18 protein-coding genes, 1 tRNA gene and 1 pseudogene are annotated in these 17252 nt (G+C 43.5%); 12 read left to right on the top strand and 8 right to left on the bottom strand.

What is annotated here, in order from left to right:
• Positions 1-279 precede the first annotated feature (279 nt).
• The 4 genes and pseudogenes from D0T87_RS03075 to D0T87_RS03065 all read right to left on the bottom strand — a co-directional run bounded on the left by D0T87_RS03075 (position 280) and on the right by D0T87_RS03065 (position 4307).
• Positions 280-3381, bottom strand: a complete 3102-nt coding sequence (locus tag D0T87_RS03075; protein WP_163172715.1) for a glycoside hydrolase family 2 TIM barrel-domain containing protein — start codon at positions 3379-3381, stop codon at positions 280-282.
• A 214-nt stretch (positions 3382-3595) separates the two neighbouring features.
• Positions 3596-3910: pseudogene (locus tag D0T87_RS03070) on the bottom strand (NAD(P)/FAD-dependent oxidoreductase); the annotation flags it as partial.
• Entirely contained in the window at positions 3882-4010 is a 129-nt protein-coding gene (locus D0T87_RS24850) for a hypothetical protein (protein ID WP_255495841.1), read from the bottom strand. The pseudogene D0T87_RS03070 and the gene D0T87_RS24850, both read right to left, overlap by 29 nt.
• Before the next feature lie 30 nt (positions 4011-4040).
• On the bottom strand, positions 4041-4307 hold the full coding sequence (locus tag D0T87_RS03065; protein ID WP_163172713.1) for a GNAT family N-acetyltransferase: 267 nt from the start codon (positions 4305-4307) through the stop codon (positions 4041-4043).
• Positions 4308-4467: 160 nt separating this feature from the next.
• On the opposite strand from D0T87_RS03065, the gene D0T87_RS03060 reads away from it, so the two are divergent.
• Positions 4468-5445: a lytic transglycosylase domain-containing protein gene (locus tag D0T87_RS03060; protein ID WP_163172711.1), complete on the top strand. Its 978-nt coding sequence runs from the start codon at positions 4468-4470 to the stop codon at positions 5443-5445.
• 12 nt (positions 5446-5457) lie between these two features.
• Here the strand turns inward: D0T87_RS03060 and D0T87_RS03055 are convergent, their stop codons facing one another.
• On the bottom strand, positions 5458-6225 hold the full coding sequence (locus tag D0T87_RS03055; RefSeq protein WP_163172709.1) for a TIGR03915 family putative DNA repair protein: 768 nt from the start codon (positions 6223-6225) through the stop codon (positions 5458-5460).
• The gene (locus tag D0T87_RS03050; RefSeq protein WP_163172707.1) at positions 6222-7487 is read right to left on the bottom strand and encodes a putative DNA modification/repair radical SAM protein; all 1266 of its coding nucleotides are present in this window, start codon (positions 7485-7487) and stop codon (positions 6222-6224) included. The genes D0T87_RS03055 and D0T87_RS03050 overlap by 4 nt, the downstream gene beginning before the upstream one ends.
• 195 nt (positions 7488-7682) lie before the next feature.
• Here D0T87_RS03050 and D0T87_RS03045 point away from each other — a divergent pair, with 195 nt between their 5' ends.
• Positions 7683-8165 carry a YkgJ family cysteine cluster protein gene (locus D0T87_RS03045; protein WP_163172705.1) on the top strand — a complete coding sequence of 161 codons (483 nt, stop codon included), beginning with the start codon at positions 7683-7685 and terminating at the stop codon, positions 8163-8165.
• A 284-nt stretch (positions 8166-8449) separates the two neighbouring features.
• Here D0T87_RS03045 and D0T87_RS03040 read toward each other — a convergent pair whose 3' ends face one another.
• Complete coding sequence (locus D0T87_RS03040) at positions 8450-8626, bottom strand: histone H1 (protein ID WP_163172703.1); 177 nt, start codon at positions 8624-8626, stop codon at positions 8450-8452.
• A gap of 149 nt (positions 8627-8775) precedes the next feature.
• Here D0T87_RS03040 and D0T87_RS03035 point away from each other — a divergent pair, with 149 nt between their 5' ends.
• The 3 genes from D0T87_RS03035 (at position 8776) to D0T87_RS03025 (ending at position 12401) form a co-directional block, all read left to right on the top strand.
• The gene (locus D0T87_RS03035; protein ID WP_163172701.1) at positions 8776-9417 is read left to right on the top strand and encodes a helix-turn-helix domain-containing protein; all 642 of its coding nucleotides are present in this window, start codon (positions 8776-8778) and stop codon (positions 9415-9417) included.
• 103 nt (positions 9418-9520) lie between these two features.
• Entirely contained in the window at positions 9521-10144 is a 624-nt protein-coding gene (locus D0T87_RS03030; protein ID WP_163172699.1) for a hypothetical protein, read from the top strand.
• Between the two features lie 166 nt (positions 10145-10310).
• Positions 10311-12401 (top strand): KamA family radical SAM protein, encoded by a 2091-nt coding sequence (locus D0T87_RS03025; protein ID WP_163172698.1) that lies wholly within the window; start codon positions 10311-10313, stop codon positions 12399-12401.
• Between the two features lie 80 nt (positions 12402-12481).
• On the opposite strand, the gene D0T87_RS03020 is transcribed toward D0T87_RS03025, so the two are convergent.
• Positions 12482-13180 (bottom strand): DUF5020 family protein, encoded by a 699-nt coding sequence (locus tag D0T87_RS03020; RefSeq protein ID WP_163172860.1) that lies wholly within the window; start codon positions 13178-13180, stop codon positions 12482-12484.
• 93 nt (positions 13181-13273) lie between these two features.
• Between D0T87_RS03020 and D0T87_RS03015 the strand changes: the two genes are divergently transcribed.
• The 7 genes from D0T87_RS03015 to rny all read left to right on the top strand — a co-directional run bounded on the left by D0T87_RS03015 (position 13274) and on the right by rny (position 17187).
• Entirely contained in the window at positions 13274-13858 is a 585-nt protein-coding gene (locus tag D0T87_RS03015) for a uracil-DNA glycosylase family protein (protein WP_163172696.1), read from the top strand.
• A gap of 13 nt (positions 13859-13871) precedes the next feature.
• Positions 13872-14225: an arsenate reductase family protein gene (locus D0T87_RS03010; protein WP_163172694.1), complete on the top strand. Its 354-nt coding sequence runs from the start codon at positions 13872-13874 to the stop codon at positions 14223-14225.
• A 43-nt stretch (positions 14226-14268) separates the two neighbouring features.
• A tRNA-Trp gene (locus tag D0T87_RS03005) sits at positions 14269-14341 on the top strand.
• Positions 14342-14394: 53 nt separating this feature from the next.
• A complete protein-coding gene (locus D0T87_RS03000; protein WP_163172692.1) occupies positions 14395-14790 on the top strand; it encodes a YbaN family protein in 396 nt (131 codons plus the stop codon).
• Between the two features lie 161 nt (positions 14791-14951).
• Positions 14952-15245, top strand: coding sequence for a hypothetical protein (locus D0T87_RS02995; protein ID WP_163172690.1), 294 nt, complete (start codon positions 14952-14954; stop codon positions 15243-15245).
• A gap of 11 nt (positions 15246-15256) precedes the next feature.
• A complete protein-coding gene (locus tag D0T87_RS02990; protein ID WP_163172688.1) occupies positions 15257-15550 on the top strand; it encodes a cell division protein ZapA in 294 nt (97 codons plus the stop codon).
• Between the two features lie 101 nt (positions 15551-15651).
• Complete coding sequence (gene rny / locus D0T87_RS02985) at positions 15652-17187, top strand: ribonuclease Y (RefSeq protein WP_163172687.1); 1536 nt, start codon at positions 15652-15654, stop codon at positions 17185-17187.
• Positions 17188-17252: the final 65 nt, after the last annotated feature.

Genomic DNA, 17252 nt, shown 5'->3' with positions numbered 1-17252 from the left:
GTATGTATAGCGAAACAAAGTGGGTATATGATGGTCATTGAAGCTGAACAAGACAATCAGAACGGATTGGAAAGGAGTTAATTCTATACTGTGCCAAATCCACCCCCTGCCCCCGCCAGCGGGGGATACCTTGCGGAGACACTGTGTAGCGCAGCCTATCCCCCGCTGGCGGGGGCAGGGGGTGGATGGTTGAAATAACGTAAAACCAACCCCAAATACTCAAAACCCTACAAAATAGAGTACCTCTAATCGTAAATCGTAAATCCTTAAATCGTAAATCTAAAACACTTTATTCCTCACCGGTTTCATAATAAAGCTGAACTCATAATCGCCATACGGCAAACGATATTGTTCCAGTGGCAATGCGCCCCAGCTATTTACACAGCCCAGCCCCATTTGTGCTTTATCAATACACAGATTGGTATAATCCACCTGCTTAACCTCGGGCGAATGGCGTTGGATTTTACGAGTACCCTCATCCAGAGATTCAATAGAATAGTTCAATGCAGATGCCGAGAATGGGGCATCGCCAACGAACTGCAAACCATAACCACCGGTATTCACCTGTTTCCACCAACGGATATCCGTTTTGGTTCCGGTTTCCTGCGGACGGATATAGGAATAGAACTGTTCGGCCACCGTCTGACGGTAACGTCCCAAATCGGTCACATGATTCCGGTCGGAATAATTCTCAATAGGTCCACGACCATAATAGTCAATCTTATCAAACTCCTGCGGCATTTGCATCTGCATACCGAAACGGAACATATCGGAAACGGTGGCCGATTTATCGGCAGTCATCTTCTGAGTCACTTTCAGGGTACCCTTGTTGTTTACGACATAAGTCAATGACAGCTTTGCAGATACGGCAGGCATCTCGTATTCGGCTCTGACCGTAACCAGTTCACCAGCCGCTTCATATTTCAAAGAAGTCAGTTTCATTTCCGGATTCAACCACACACGATATTTGTTTTGCAGACCGGCACCAAAATCATTGTCGGTCGGAGCGCGCCAGAAATTAGGAGCCAGTCGTCCGCCTTCGTTAATCAGTTCGCGGCCATCCACCTGATATTTGCACAAGAATCCGTTCCACTTATCGAAGTTAAGCACAAAAGTTTCGCCCTCTACAATAAGATAGTTCCGGTCGTTATCTTTCGCCACAGGAGCAACAACAGCCTGATTCATTTCAGAAACATTATTCAGTTCCAAAGCCTGTGCCTGATACGGACGAACGGTCATCTGATTCTTAGCTACAACATATCCGGCAGGAAGCAGAGTCTCCCCTTTCTTTAATTTATAGGCTACATTCAAAAGCAGTTCTTTGCATTTGCAGATGTTCTCCTTCGCGATATCCAGTTTCACCTTAGCAGTTTGTTGCGGAGCTACCTTCAGGTCGTTCACAATGCCGGTCTGAACCACTTCGCCATTAGCCAGCAACTGCCATTCCATATAATAGGCAGAAAGATCGCGGAAGAAGTTTTCATTATACACATTGATCTCCCCATTTTCAAGATCGGCAGGAGTAGTCCAGATGAACTGATAGATGTGACCAACTTCATACATGTGCGGATTAGGAACACGGTCGGGACTGATCAGACCGTTATCGCAGAAGTTCTGGTCGCTTGCATCGTACGGGTTAAAATCGCCGCCATAACCGTAGATTTCAATACCATCTTTATTCTTCCAACGGATAGACTGGTCTACGAAGTCCCAGATAAACCCACCCTGATAAGAAGGATATTTACGGATAATATCCCAATATTCTTTGAATCCCCCCTGGGAGTTTCCCATGGCATGAGCATACTCGCACTGGATCAAAGGCACACGCGGATTATTTTCAAGATACTTGATATTTCCTTCATAGCTCTGATACATCGGACAGTATACATCTGTATATTCTGCTTTATAATCCTGCTCATACTGTACAGGGCGCGTTTTATCGTCATTACGAATCCAATCGAAGCAAGCCAGGAAGTTAGGTCCGAAACCAGCCTCATTACCCAATGACCAGAAGATTACGGAAGGATGATTGTAGCTGCGCTGAACATTGCGTTGATTGCGTTCCAGATGCGCTTTGGCGTAAGATGGATTTTTAGCCAGAGTCTTATCGCCATATCCCATACCATGCGATTCTACATTCGCCTCAGCCACAACATACAAACCGTATTCATCGCAAAGGTCATACCACAGGTTGTTGTCCGGATAGTGGCAAGTACGCACGGCATTGATATTAAACTGCTTCATGATCAAAATATCCTGCAACATACGTTCGCGTGAGATCACATATCCTTCGTCTGGGTCCATCTCGTGGCGGTTAGCCCCTTTGAAAAGAACAGGCTGACCGTTTACCAGGATCTGGGCATTCTTCATTTCTATTTTACGGAAGCCCACTTTAATGGGAATTACTTCCGATACTTTATTACCGTTTTTCAGTGTAGCAGTCAGTACGTACAGATTAGGAGTTTCGGCTGTCCACTTAGCGGGGTTAGCGACCTGCATATCGGTAGTCAGCCTGCCGGAACCTTTAGCCTGAGCAGTAGCAACTGCATTGCCTTTGGCGTCTTTCAGTTCCAGATCCACTACTCCACTGCCTTGCATCTGAATAGCAATGTTCAGCGAACCATCTTTATACTCAGCATCCAGATCGGGCGTTACACGGATATCCTGAATATATTGTTTGTTGCGGGCATACAGATAACAGTCACGTCCTACGCCCGAGAAGCGGAAGAAGTCCTGATCTTCCAAGTATGTTCCATCGCACCAGCGGAATACCTGGAATGCAATGAGGTTCTTGCCGGGTTCAAGATACTTTGTCAGGTTAAATTCGGCTTCCAGCTTACTGTCTTCGCTATAGCCCACGTACTTACCGTTGACCCATAGGTACATATTGGAAGTCACCGATCCGAAATGAGCAAAGACTTCTTTCCCATTCCAGTCGGCAGGAATAACGATTTCTTTACGATAGGAGCCTACATGGTTGTTCTCGTTTGGGAATCTGGGAGGATCATTTTGAAATTGATGTCTCCACGCATAGCCCGTATTTACATAAAGAGGATCGCCATAACCATTCAGCTCCCATACAGCAGGAACTTTCATGTTATCCCAACCTTTATCATTAAAATTGGTTTGGAAGAAATCCATCGGGCGTTGATCGGCATTGCGCACCCAATTAAACTTCCACAATCCGTTCAGGGTCATAAAGTTCTTTGATGATTCTTTCATGCCTCTGGCTGCTGTCTCGGCCGATTCATAAGCGAAATAATTGGTGTGCATCGGAGCTCTGTTCACGGCGTTTACCGTTGGGTCCTGCCACTCATTTTTCTGTGCCGATGCGGTTAGCGCCAACATCGCAAAGCAAGAAATAAGAAGTTGTTTTTTCATGGTTTTATTTAATTAATAGATAGTTGATTAATTAGTACTTTATCTAAATACGAGAAAAAGGATGATGATACTCACAAATACTTAAAAAACTTTGCGCTAAAGTAAGACTAATATGGGAAAAACAAGATGGATTTTAGTTCAAAAAAGACCATAAATCATTCAACTAATATATTAGTGGCTGTCTAAAAGCCACTAATAATTATATTTTGCTTCGTTATATCTTAGAACCTTTACGGGGTTTTATAAATAGTATAAAACGCATAGACTGGTCATATGTAAAATAATTCCAGACCCAGTCGAACAGAACCGTTAATTTATTCCGCACACCTAAAATAGAGCGTAGGTGAACCAACATCCATACCGCCCAGGCGGTAAAACCATGAAGTTTTAGTTTCTTCAGGTCTGCCACCGCCTTATTACGCCCAATGGTAGCCAATGAACCTTGGTTATTATAATGGAACACAGACAATGACTCATTTTTCTGCATCCGTTTAAGATTCTTAGCCAAAAGATGCCCTTGCTGAATCGCCTCCATCATTGTCTAGTTTATTAGCTAAAGCTAACCCACCAAAACCACCACCTATAATAACAACACGTTTTTTATCCGAACGGGGAATCTGTATTTCCATATTTACTATTTTGAATGTTGACCAACTATATTATTCCATAAACTCAGGATGCCTTCTCAACCATAATACCGCATAAGAACAAGTAGCCTGAGGTTTCAGTTCTTTCTCTAAAGCATATTTATAGGTAGCCTCCACCAAAGCGGCTGCCACTCCACGGCCCCCAATCTCACGAGGTACATAGGTATGGGCGATATTCAGGTAATTCTCATAAATAGTATATTCTACATATGCAGTTTCCCCGTCTACTTCGGTTACAAACTTGTTCATCTCCGGCAAATGCGTTATTTCATATTCCATAATAATTTAATTTTTAAAGTGTTTAATATTATAACAATCCATAACGTCTTTTGGATTTGGAAATAGAAAATAAAACATTTTTTGTATCAAACCATATAATACGAATCACGTTTTTTAGCTAGCTTTGTAGGCTGAATCAACATAAAATGACATAGAAAGAATGAAAAAAAATAAAACCCATATCCTTATTACCCTTTTAATAGCTGTAATTATAGGTGCAACCACCCCTTTTTTATTCAGTAATACAGAAGTAGACGAAAACCATTCCGCCAAATCACAGGTTCCTTACTGTGTAAGCCCTCCGATAGTGCCCCAGGAAGCAACTTTCGCCGGACAGAAGGTTGATCTGGAACGATATGACCTGCGCGAACGTATGGATCGCGAAATGATGGCATTTACCTATATGCACTCCACCACCATGCTTTTGGTAAAGCGCGCAAACCGGTTCTTCCCGGTGGTGGAACCTATTTTAAAGGAGAACAATATACCCGATGATTTCAAATATCTGATGGTCATTGAAAGTAACCTGAACACCCTGGCACGCTCTCATGCCGGAGCAGCCGGACTATGGCAGTTCATGCAAGCCACCGGACGCGAGAAGGGATTGGAAGTGAATAACAATATCGACGAACGCTATCATGTAGAAAAATCGACGCGGGCAGCATGCAAATATCTAAAGGAATCCTATAACCGCTATGGCGACTGGCTGACAGTAGCCGCCGCATACAACGCCGGCAACGGACGTATTAGTGGTGAACTGAACAAGCAACTGGCCACACGCGCAGTCGACCTTTGGCTGGTAGAAGAAACCTCCCGCTATATGTTCCGTATCATGGCAGCCAAACTGGTATTACAAGATCCGCAAGCTTATGGTTTCCTGATTAAAAAGGAGCAATTATACCCACCACTTCCATACAAAGAACTAAAAGTGACTACGGGCATTGACGATCTGGCGAAATTTGCCAAAGAGAATGGTGTATCTTATGCGCAGCTCAAAGATGCCAACCCTTGGCTACGAAGTACAAGTCTGGAAAATAAAAGCGGACGTACATACACTTTGAAGATACTGGATCAGGATGGTATGAACTACAATCCAAAGAAAATCAATCCTCATTATAAAAAATGGGTGATTGATTAAAAGAAGCGCTTTTTACTTTTGTTTTTCGGTCAGGTATTTCCAGTAGCGGACGGGTATATGTTGTTTATGTAGGCGGGGATTCATCCGTTCTTTGATTGCAATAGACTTGAAGTACGTTTTCCAGAGTTGTTGAAGCATCTTCTCATCTTCGGCCATGATGCTTTCATCCAACATGCCGGTCACGAAATGGGCCTCAGGGCTATCAAAAGTTACCTCTGTTACATCTTGCAAGTCATAATAATAGCCATACTGTCGTTTCAGGTCATAGATTAACCACCTCTGATCGGCAAACCGGTCTTTGAAATGGTGAATCGTAAGCGGCAACGCATTATACACCGGTTCAAAAGGAGCAAAGAAAGTACCATCGGCAGCTTTCTGGAAACGGGTAAACTGCACAATACGGGTTTTCTCCCAATTTACTCTCTTCCAAACTTTGGATAACTCCAATACATCCGGATCGGCAAAATTCACCTCTATAGAAATAGGTGAGTCAATCGCCTTACGGATATAACGAAATAACATATGGTCAATCTCCGGCAATTCGGATAACCAACACGTAGTAATCATGGAGAGAGCAGAAGCTGATAATTTCTTTTGCAGGCCTCTCCATACCCTACCCGACTTTTCTTCGTCCGCAACCACTTCTACCACTTCATCATAAAACAAAGGTAAAGGCTCCCCTTCCTGCAACAACACGTCCGGAAAGGTTTTACGGAAATAGGCATCGAATACGGTAGTCAACAACCCATCAAAGGTTTTATCGTAAGTGAAAACAATCATTCGTCGGTAAAGAGTAGTGTTAATTGCCTGTCGTCTACCTTCTTTTTAGGTTGAGGAAGTAGCAGTGTACGGACATTTTCGGGTTTCAGTTCATTGATGGAACGCATACCCAGTTCATGGGTGGTGATAAAATATTGCGCTTTCTTCATAACCACACCAATCTTTTTAAGCTGATACATGCCCAGCTTGGAGAACCTGCGCGAAGTCACGATCAACTTTGCAGATTTAACCCCGATTCCCGGTATGCGCAATAACATTTCATAATCGGCTTTATTCACATCTACCGGAAACTGCTCGGGATGACGCAATGCCCATGCCAGTTTGGGATCGACTTCGAGATCCAGATCCGGGTAAGCATCGTCCACAATCTCATGGACTTTGAATTGATAGAAGCGCAACAACCAATCGGCCTGATATAAACGGTTTTCACGAACCAATGGTGGTTGTTTTAAGGCTGGCAGACGTTTATCATATTCGTTCACGGAAACGTAACCGGAATAATACACCCTGCGCATAGTAGGTCTTTGGTATAAAGCAGAAGAAAGAAACAGGATATCTTTATCCGTCTCGGCCGAAGCTCCGACAATCATTTGTGTGCTTTGCCCGGCAGGAGCGAAACGAGGAGCCGACCGGAATTTCTTCCGTTCTTCCGTGCTTTCCAACACACCTTGCTGAATGTATTTCATGGGTTGAAATACACTCTGGAAGTCTTTCTCGGGCGCTAACCGTTTCAAGCTTTGTTCGTTGGGAATCTCAATGTTTACACTTAAACGATCGGTATACAATCCGGCTTCATTGACCAATTCTCTGCTGGCACCGGGAATGCTTTTCAGGTGAATGTATCCGTTAAAACGGTGTTGCAACCGCAAGTCTTTGGCTATCCGTACCAGACGCTCCATGGTATAATCGGGATTGCGCACTACACCCGAACTCAGGAAAAGTCCTTCGATATAATTGCGGCGATAAAACTCAATCGTCAGGTTCACCAGTTCGGTCACCGAAAAGGTGGCCCGGGGAATGTCATTGCTCCTCCGGTTGATGCAGTAGGCACAGTCATAAATGCAGTAGTTGGTCAGCATGATCTTCAGAAGAGAGATACATCGCCCGTCTTCGGCAAAGCTATGGCAAATGCCCATTCCACCAACGGTATTGCCCAGTCCGCCGGGTTTATTCGCACGGACAGTACCGCTGGATGAGCACGACACATCATATTTTGCCGACTCGGCCAGAACTTTTAGCTTATGAAGAACATCTGCATTCATTCTTCAAAACTACATATATTATGCCAAATTTGCAACGGCGGCAACGTGCCACTGCGAATTTTAACTTATCTTTGCCGGGCAAGTAGCTAGGAGCTAGAAGCTAGTAGTAAGACCAATGGTTGAACGCTTAATCAAAAGGTATATATAAAACCTAGCTACTGACTACTAGCTTCTAGCTTCTAACGACTAAATACAATGGATTTAAATACCCTTCAAGAGAGAGCAAAGAAAAACGAAAAAGAAACCAAAGCCTTTTTCAAATCCATAAAGAAAAGCCGGATGCGTGAACTGGACGATGTTATTCACGTATTCCATGAGGAGGAATTTGAGGCGACAAATTGCCTGGAATGTGGGAATTGCTGCCGTACATTGGGACCACGCATCACAGACAAAGACATTGAACGAATAGCCAAATCATTGCGGATGAAACCGGTGGAAGTGATCAACCAATACCTGCGTATCGACGAGGACAATGACTATGTGTTCAAGTCTATGCCCTGCCCTTTCCTTGGCAATGATAATTTCTGCTTTATTTATGAAGACCGCCCCAAAGCATGCAGGGAGTATCCGCATACCGACAGGAAGAAGTTCTACCAGATTCATGGGCTTACTATTCGAAACGCACAAACCTGTCCTGCCGTTTTCAATATCCTGGAACGTCTTAAGAAAGAATTCTAACCCGAGGCAAAACGCTATCCTAAAAGTCTTTGATTACTGTAGGGGCGGTTCGCGAACCGCCCAATAACACACAGAAGACTATTCCCTAGGGCTTGGGCGGTTCGCGAACCGCCCCTACAGCAAATCCCTCTCTTTGGGATAATTTCCTTCTGCGGATAGATTCTTCACTGAGCAAATAACAGTCCGCTTTACAGTCTCCTTTTAACCACCATTTGTATATATACAAAAAAAAAGAACTACCAATACTGATAGCCCTTTTTCATTTCTTTCCTGATAATCTGGAATTACTTCTTAGAAGCGTCCAAAGATGCTTTTCTGAATTCTTTCATTAGCTTTTCAATTTCCAATGAAGCTTTACGAGCACGAGTTCCTGCAGCTTTGTTACCGTTTTCGATTTGAGCTGCTGCATCTTTGTTAAATTCGGCTACAAGAGCAGCCACTTTTTCCACTAGTTCTTTCATGATTACTAAATATTACTACGTTAATAATGATGGGCAAAAATACATTCTTTCTTTAAATAGAGCGCATTTTTAGCACACTTTTTTTCGTTAATTCCTCGAAAAGAGCAGAAAAAACAAGTTTTATATAATTTTTATCTACTTTTGTCGCCATGAAACCGTTCACAGACTCAGAATACGTACAGGGGTTAATCGCAAAAGGCGAACACCAACAGCAGGATTTTAAATACGAAATATCCGATGCACGTAAAATTGCCCGTACTTTTTCGGCATTCGCCAACACCAAAGGGGGACAGCTGCTTATCGGAGTAAAAGACAACGGTAAAATTGCCGGTGTGCGTTCGGAAGAGGAAGCTTATATGATAGAAGCAGCGGCAGATATGTACTGCTTCCCAAAAGTGGAGTACACGCTAAAAACATATACTGTAAGTAACAAACAAGTACTGATAGCCGAAATCTGCGAAAGCGAACTAAAACCGGTATACGCCAAAGACGAAAGCAGTAAACTGCTGGCTTATGTACGCATTGACGATGAAAACATTCTGGCTACCCCCGTACAACTCAGGGTATGGCAGCAGGAAGCAAAGGCCACAGGCGAACTGATCACTTTTACCGAACGCGAAGACCTGCTACTTAAACTGCTCGAAGGAGAAACACCGTTATCCCTGAACCGGTATTGCCGCAAAGCCGGAATATCGCGCCGGGCGGCCGAACATTTACTTGCTAAATTCATCAGGTTTGGCATCGTCGAACAGGTTTTTGAGAACAGAAGATTCCTGTTTAAAATGAAATAGTGCCAAAGTATATCGGTCCGGCCGGCTATTTAATCGCCAGTGTACAAGGTTGATTCTTTTTTATTTTGTATTTTTGCGGCAATCTAAAAAAATACAGAACAAGATGAGTATATTTTCAAAACTATTCGGAAAGAAATCCGAGACGAAAGGCGTGGGCGATGTAGAAGATTTCATGTTACTTACCCGTGTATACTTCCAGTCCGTTATAGCCATGAATCTGGGTATCACCAATATAAACTTTGTACCCGACGTTGCTAACTTCAAACGCACATTCAAGGTGCCTACACAAGGGGGCAAATTGGGAGTGGCAGAAAAATCGCGCGCACGCAAGATGTTGATGCAGGATTATGGCCTGACCGAGAATTTCTTTGCAGAGATCGACGCTTCGGTGAAGAAGAACTGCAAAAACCAGCAACAGGTGCAATCTTATATGTTCCTGTTCCAGGGATTCTCGAATGACCTGATGATGCTGATGGGCAACCTGATGCAGTGGAAATTCCGCATTCCCGGCAGATTCAAAAAGACGTTGTATGCCTTGACGGAAAAGACCGTGCATGACGTTGTGACCAAAACCGTTTGGAAGAAAGACGATGTACACAAAACCGCAACAGATGTACGCAAGTACAAAGAACGCCTGGGGTATTCCGAAAAGTGGATGACAGAATACGTTTACCACATTGTTCTACTGGCCAAAAAAGAACCGAAGAACAAACAGCCCGAAGAATAAAGCATTCATAACCATAGCTGCTTTACGATAAACAGCAAAAGTGTTACCAAAGAAAAAAATATCGTAAAGAATATCACCTACATGGGAGGCCTTAAACCGGGTCTCCCATTTTTTTGTTATATTTATAAGACTAACCATTTATTAACTTTTAAAATCAGACATGCGCATGAAACAAAAGAAAATGCTTTCACTTACTTTATCCCAATTAAAACAAATCTATAATCAGGAACTTCCCACACTTACAACTTTGGCAACAGAGAGTAAAGATGAAGATGAATTTAAAGATCGCCTGGAAGAATTTCTGAAAGAATATGCCGGGAGCAGTGCCAGTGAGCAAATTCGACAATTCATTCAATTCGACGGCAGGGAAGTATACGAACTTTCTACCGAACAGCACATTCAGATACAAACGTTGTCATTGCTTTGGCAATTCCTGAAAGGCGGATTGGCGAATGGAACCACTAAAACAGACTTGTTTATCGACCTGTTTTACCAATTTAAAAGACTAACCGAACCAACACCCGAGAAATCGACAATGATAAAAATCAAAAGTCGCACGGAAAGATGGCCTACGGGACTGGACGAAAACGTAATCCGGGTACGCGAAGAGAATAAAGAGCGAATGATAAAACTGCTCATCTATAAACTGGAAAACCGGAAAACGCCCACGCAATCACGGTTTCAGTTTCCAGCCGGAATTTCGGAACAAGAAAAGTATGATCTCATAAATAAATGGTGGAACGACTATCGTTTTCAACTAAGTATGGCTATAAAAAGCCCCACGGAGTTGAACCGCTTCCTGAACAACTCACTTCCGGAAGAAACCATGCAAGTATTGGCCAGAGCCAAAAAGAAAGGCATTCCGTTCTTTGTGACTCCTTATTATCTGTCATTGCTGGATACCGGAAAGGTGTATGACGATGAAACCATAAGAAGCTACATTCTTTACTCGTCCGAGTTGGTCGAAACCTACGGAGACATTCACGCATGGGAGAAAGAAGATATCGTAGAAGCCGGAAAACCCAACGCTGCCGGATGGCTGTTACCCAATGCACACAACATTCACAGGCGCTATCCGGAAGTGGCCATCCTGATTCCGGATACGATGGGACGCGCCTGCGGAGGGCTTTGCGCATCTTGCCAACGCATGTACGATTTCCAAAGCGAACGCCTCAATTTTGAGTTGGAAGCCCTGGCACCCAAAGAAACATGGGACAAGAAACTACGTAGGCTAATGATATACTTCGAAGAAGACACCCAACTCAGGGATATCCTGATTACGGGTGGCGATGCCTTGATGAGCCAGAACAAGACACTGCGGAATATACTGGATGCCGTATACCGTATGGCCGTCCGCAAGCAAAAAGCAAACTGGGAGCGTCCGTCGGGAGAGAAATACGCCGAACTGCAACGGGTGCGTTTAGGTTCGCGACTCCTCGCCTACCTGCCCATGCGTATAGACGATAACCTGGTGGAGATTCTGAAAGAATTCAAAGAAAAAGCATCAGTCGTAGGCGTAAAACAATTTGTGATTCAGACACATTTCCAGTCGCCGCTCGAAGTCACCCCGCAAGCCCGCGATGCGATTAAAAAGATTATATCAGCCGGATGGACCATTACCAATCAGCTGGTATACACCGTAGCCGCTTCCCGCCGCGGACATACGACCCGCCTGCGGCAGGTGTTGAATAGCCTGGGGGTAGTTTGTTACTACACCTTCTCCGTAAAAGGTTTCCACGAAAACTATGCCGTATTTACGCCAAACAGCCGGTCACTTCAGGAAGAAAAAGAAGAAAAGATTGCCGGTCGCATGACCTATGCGCAACAAGAAGAATTGGTATACCTACTCGAAAATGGTGTGGAAGTAGACGAACGCATTCGCCGGTTTATGAAACGCCACCATCTGCCTTTCCTGGCTACGGACCGGAATGTCCTAAATCTGCCTGGCATCGGTAAAAGCATGACTTTCAAGACAGTAGGCATCACGCCAGATGGACAACGTATCCTGCAATTTGATCATGACGGCACGCGAAGACACAGCCCGATCATCAATCAGATGGGAACGGTGTTCATAGTCGAAAACAAATCCATAGTTGCTTATCTGCGCCAACTCGATAAGCTGGGTGAAGACTCGGAAGACTACGCCACCATCTGGCAATACACAGAGGGAAAGACCGAACCGCGGTTCCGCATTTACGAATATCCGCCCTTCCGCTTTCAGATTACGGAAGAGTTCAGTAACCTCTTAATTAGTTGAAAAATGAAAGTTGAAAATTGAAAGTTATCCATGCGGCATCGCAACTTTCAATTTTCAACTTTCAACTTTCAACTTTCAATTTATAAAGTCCATTTAAGCGCCAGGGTGGGAACAACGTACCAACCGTCTCCCACGAAGTTCGTGCTGACCTTTACCTCAGAACCAACACTTAGATTAAACTTGTCGTTCACCCCTTTAACCTTATTCAGATTTACCCAGAACTGTGGTTCTGTAAGAAAGATCATGCTGCCAAAACCAGTTTTTTCACGCCACAAATCGGCAAAACCCGAACAGGTATACAAGTCATTGCAAAAATTCAGGTACCAGGTTCCGGTCAACTGAAAGTTGTTGGGAGTGTCATGCTTCTGGATGTACTTATACATGGCCGTAAACGTAAATCCTTTAGAAAAAGAAGTATTATTGTACGTATAAGTTGGCCCTACCAGATAAGCATTATTAAAGGAAAACTCCTTAGCCAACCCGCCATTATATTCTACATGTGCAGAAAACGGACCTTTCCAGAATTGCAGTTCGCGTGCAATCTCCCAATAAGCAGAAACCACGCCCTTGCTGGTATAGTCCATATCTACAAAAAAGAATGTGCTTCCCCACTTATCGGGATGGAATTTCTCAACAGTCGAAGTCAACCGGGGACGCGCGCTCAAATCATCGCTATAAAAAGAACGACCAAAATCATAATGCAACTGAATGTTTTGAGCGAAAAGTGCAGTACAGGAAACAAAAAGTGAGGACAGTAAAATAAAAAACGTTTTCTTCATCATAGCTTATACCTTAAATTAAGGCGACAAAAATAGGTATTCTACATGAATATCTCGACTAAAAGCCCGATATTTACAGGAAATATACAAAAAATGGACACAATTATAGCCGAAAGCCATCCACTCATTCCTTTTCTGCCCCCACAAGCAAAATTGCTGATGCTAGGCAGCTTCCCTCCACAAAAGAAGCGGTGGTCGATGGATTTTTACTATCCAAACCTCAACAATGATATGTGGCGCATTATGGGAATCATTTTCTTCAACAATAAAGAACATTTCCTTACCGAATCCGGAAAAGCATTCTGTCGCGAACGCATCATCGATTTTCTGACTGAAAAAGGAATTGCGCTTTTCGATACAGCCACCGTGATACGCCGGCTACAGGACAACGCTTCGGACAAATTCCTGGAAATTGTCCAACCAACCGACATCAAAGAGTTGTTACAGCAGCTACCGCTATGCCACGCCATGGCAACCACAGGGCAAAAAGCAACGGATACACTGCGCGAACAATTCGACGTTGCCGAACCCAAAGTAGGCGGCTATGCTGAGTTTATATACAATAAACAGCCGATGCGTCTTTACCGCATGCCTTCATCTTCGAGAGCATATCCGTTGAAACTGGAAAGCAAAGCCGAAGCCTACCATAAAATGTTACAAGAATTACAAATCATTTAAAAACCAATAGATTATGAAACCATTATTCTTATGCTATCCCAAATGTAGCATATGTCAGAAAGCCCAGAAATGGCTGGACGAAAATAATATTGAGTATACCAACCGGATGATTGTAAGAAATAATCCTACAGTCGCAGAACTAAAGAAGTGGATTCCGATGAGCGGACTGCCGCTAAAAAGATTCTTCAACACCAGCGGTTTGGTATATAAAGAACTGGGACTCAAAGAGAAACTCCCTACTATGAGCGAAGAAGAACAAATCCAAATCCTTTCAACGAATGGCAAACTCGTTAAACGCCCGCTGGTAGTAACAAACAAGACTGTGCTGGTAGGTTTTAAAGAACAAGAGTGGGAAATTCTAAAATAAATTTTGTATTTCTAAATAAACCATTACCTTTGCAGCCGCAAACACGGGAGTAGCTCAGTCGGTAGAGCACTGGTCTCCAAAACCAGGTGTCGGGAGTTCGAGCCTCTCCTCCCGTGCAGCGGGCGGCAAGGTGCCGCTGCCACTTTTCTATGCAGATATTATTTTGTTCATGAATATCCTCTATATCATTTTAGGATCTATATCTTTAGCACTTGGCATTATCGGTATTTTTGTACCACTATTACCTACTACCCCTTTTCTTTTGCTCACGGCCGCCCTCTATTTCAAAGGATCACCCCGGCTTTACCATTGGCTGATCAGCCATAAATACCTGGGAACCTACATCCGCAATTTCCGCGAGAACAAAGCTATCCCCCTACGCGCCAAAATCATATCCGTTTCATTGGTATGGATTACGATACTCTATTGCATCTTTTTTGTAGTAGATCCGCTTTGGCTAAAAATCCTGTTATTCTGCATTGCAGCGGGGGTTTCTTATCATATTCTCTCCTTCAAAACCGCAGCCTCACCCCAGTCCTCTCCAAAGGAGAGGGAGAAAGAATAGATGACCAGTATTGTCAGTCGTTAGTAACTTCCTTCTCCCTATCCTTTGGAGAGGGCTGGGGTGAGGCTCTCATATATTTTTCCTAATAAGCACTAAAATCCAGCCAAAAGTTTTTGTAGTCTCGTGTTTAATCGTAATTTTGTGTACAATTTTGGTGTAGAATGACAGAAGAAGAAAAAAAGTTATTAAGTACTTTTGAAGCCCGACTTAGACATTTAATCTATTTACACGACGAATTGAAACGTGAAAATAACAGATTAAAACAACTTCTTGAAGAGCAAAAAGAAGAAAAGGTCAAGATGTTGGAAGAAATCGGGCAGCTAAAGACGAACTACACTAACCTAAAAACAGCTACGACAATCAGCCTTAACGGCAGTGACGTAAAAGAAACGAAGCTGCGATTGTCAAAATTAGTGCGTGAAGTCGATAAGTGCATCGCTCTATTGAATGAATAAAGCCCTGATGTATGAACGATAAAATAAAGATAAACCTGCATATGGCAGATGGTACTTACCCTGTCTTCATCCAAAGTTTAGATGACGAAGAAATGGTAAGGAAAGCTGCACAGCAAGTCAATTTCCTAATTAATGAGCGCCGTAAAAAGTTCCCTACTGTGGATTTGGAGAAAATCTTAGTCATGGTAGCCTATCAGTTCTCATTGGAAGCTCTGAAGGAAAAAGAAATAAATGATACGGTACCGTATACGGAAAAGATTAAAGAATTGACAGGAGTACTCGAAGATTATTTCAGAAGCGAGTAATACCTCAACCAATAAAAGAAAATCCACGCACTACTGGGAGACTCATGATGTGTAATGAGTGTCCGGTGGTGCGTTTTTATTTATATAATAAATTAATTCTAATGACAGCAATAATAGTAGCATCCGTTGCATGCTTACTTGTAGGAGGAATCATTGGCTTCGTATTGTTCAGATACGTGCTGAAATCCAAATACAACAGTGTGCTAAAGGAAGCAGAGGTTGAAGCAGAAGTTATTAAAAAGAACAAACTGCTTGAGGTAAAAGAGAAATTCCTCAATAAGAAAGCGGATCTTGAGAAAGAGGTTTCAATACGCAACCAAAAGATCCAGCAAGCCGAAAATAAGTTGAAACAACGCGAAATGGTGATCAACCAACGCCAGGAAGAAGTTCAACGTAAAAAGAATGAAGCAGACTCTATCAGGGAAAACCTGGAGAACCAACTGGTTATCGTAGATAAGAAGAAAGAAGAACTGGACAAACTGCAACAGCAGGAAATCAATAAACTGGAAACCATCTCCGGATTATCGGCAGAAGAAGCCAAAGAACGCCTGGTAGAATCTCTGAAAGAAGAAGCCAAAACAATGGCACACTCGTACATAAACGACATTATGGATGATGCCAAGTTGACGGCCAACAAAGAAGCCAAACGCATCGTAGTACAATCCATACAGCGTGTGGCTACAGAAACGGCCATCGAAAACTCTGTTACCGTATTCCATATCGAATCAGACGAAATTAAAGGACGTATCATCGGACGCGAAGGACGCAACATCCGCGCGCTTGAAGCTGCTACCGGAGTGGAAATCGTTGTTGATGATACCCCTGAAGCTATCGTTCTTTCGGCATTCGACCCGGTACGTCGTGAAATTGCCCGTCTGGCTCTGCATCAACTGGTTATTGACGGCCGTATCCACCCTGCACGCATCGAGGAAGTAGTAGCCAAAGTACGCAAACAGGTAGAAGAAGAAATCATCGAAACCGGTAAGCGCACAACAATCGACTTGGGTATTCACGGCTTACACCCTGAATTGATCCGTATTATCGGTAAAATGAAATACCGTTCGTCTTACGGACAGAACTTGTTACAACATGCCCGCGAAACAGCCAACCTTTGTGCTGTGATGGCATCTGAACTTGGTCTTAATCCGAAGAAAGCAAAACGTGCCGGATTATTACACGATATTGGTAAAGTGCCCGATGAAGAGCCGGAATTGCCACACGCACTTCTGGGTATGAAACTGGCCGAAAGATATAAAGAGAAGCCGGACATCTGCAATGCAATCGGTGCTCACCATGATGAAACCGAAATGACCAGCTTACTTGCCCCTATCGTACAGGTTTGTGACGCTATTTCGGGAGCACGCCCTGGTGCACGCCGCGAAATTGTTGAAGCATACATCAAACGTTTGAACGATCTTGAACAGTTGGCAATGGCTTATCCTGGTGTGACCAAGACTTATGCCATCCAGGCGGGTCGTGAGCTACGTGTTATCGTAGGAGCCGACAAGATTGACGATAAACAAACCGAAAGTCTATCCGGAGAAATCGCTAAGAAGATTCAGGATGAAATGACTTATCCGGGACAAGTGAAAATCACAGTAATACGCGAAACGCGTGCTGTGAGCTTTGCGAAGTAAAAAGTTAGAGGCTGTCTAAAAACTCCTCACTCTTTGGAGGGAGGCTGTGTAAAAACTCCCATTCG

Origin of the sequence: Bacteroides sp. 51 (assembly GCF_010500965.1) — a bacterium.
GTDB lineage: Bacteria > Bacteroidota > Bacteroidia > Bacteroidales > Bacteroidaceae > Bacteroides.
Note: the sequence above shows the minus strand (reverse complement) of the source record. Positions and strands in the feature narration are given on the sequence as shown.

Excerpts from the sequence above, each read along its gene's own strand:
- D0T87_RS03075 (WP_163172715.1), bottom strand. The coding sequence starts at position 3,381 with ATGAAAAAACAACTTCTTATTTCTTGCTTTGCGATGTTGGCGCTAACC.
- D0T87_RS24850 (WP_255495841.1), bottom strand. The coding sequence starts at position 4,010 with ATGGAAATACAGATTCCCCGTTCGGATAAAAAACGTGTTGTTATTATA.
- D0T87_RS03065 (WP_163172713.1), bottom strand. The coding sequence starts at position 4,307 with ATGGAATATGAAATAACGCATTTGCCGGAGATGAACAAGTTTGTAACC.
- D0T87_RS03060 (WP_163172711.1), top strand. The coding sequence starts at position 4,468 with ATGAAAAAAAATAAAACCCATATCCTTATTACCCTTTTAATAGCTGTA.
- D0T87_RS03055 (WP_163172709.1), bottom strand. The coding sequence starts at position 6,225 with ATGATTGTTTTCACTTACGATAAAACCTTTGATGGGTTGTTGACTACC.
- D0T87_RS03050 (WP_163172707.1), bottom strand. The coding sequence starts at position 7,487 with ATGAATGCAGATGTTCTTCATAAGCTAAAAGTTCTGGCCGAGTCGGCA.
- D0T87_RS03045 (WP_163172705.1), top strand. The coding sequence starts at position 7,683 with ATGGATTTAAATACCCTTCAAGAGAGAGCAAAGAAAAACGAAAAAGAA.
- D0T87_RS03040 (WP_163172703.1), bottom strand. The coding sequence starts at position 8,626 with ATGAAAGAACTAGTGGAAAAAGTGGCTGCTCTTGTAGCCGAATTTAAC.
- D0T87_RS03035 (WP_163172701.1), top strand. The coding sequence starts at position 8,776 with ATGAAACCGTTCACAGACTCAGAATACGTACAGGGGTTAATCGCAAAA.
- D0T87_RS03030 (WP_163172699.1), top strand. The coding sequence starts at position 9,521 with ATGAGTATATTTTCAAAACTATTCGGAAAGAAATCCGAGACGAAAGGC.
- D0T87_RS03025 (WP_163172698.1), top strand. The coding sequence starts at position 10,311 with ATGAAACAAAAGAAAATGCTTTCACTTACTTTATCCCAATTAAAACAA.
- D0T87_RS03020 (WP_163172860.1), bottom strand. The coding sequence starts at position 13,180 with ATGAAGAAAACGTTTTTTATTTTACTGTCCTCACTTTTTGTTTCCTGT.
- D0T87_RS03015 (WP_163172696.1), top strand. The coding sequence starts at position 13,274 with ATGGACACAATTATAGCCGAAAGCCATCCACTCATTCCTTTTCTGCCC.
- D0T87_RS03010 (WP_163172694.1), top strand. The coding sequence starts at position 13,872 with ATGAAACCATTATTCTTATGCTATCCCAAATGTAGCATATGTCAGAAA.
- D0T87_RS03000 (WP_163172692.1), top strand. The coding sequence starts at position 14,395 with ATGAATATCCTCTATATCATTTTAGGATCTATATCTTTAGCACTTGGC.
- D0T87_RS02995 (WP_163172690.1), top strand. The coding sequence starts at position 14,952 with ATGACAGAAGAAGAAAAAAAGTTATTAAGTACTTTTGAAGCCCGACTT.
- D0T87_RS02990 (WP_163172688.1), top strand. The coding sequence starts at position 15,257 with ATGAACGATAAAATAAAGATAAACCTGCATATGGCAGATGGTACTTAC.
- rny (WP_163172687.1), top strand. The coding sequence starts at position 15,652 with ATGACAGCAATAATAGTAGCATCCGTTGCATGCTTACTTGTAGGAGGA.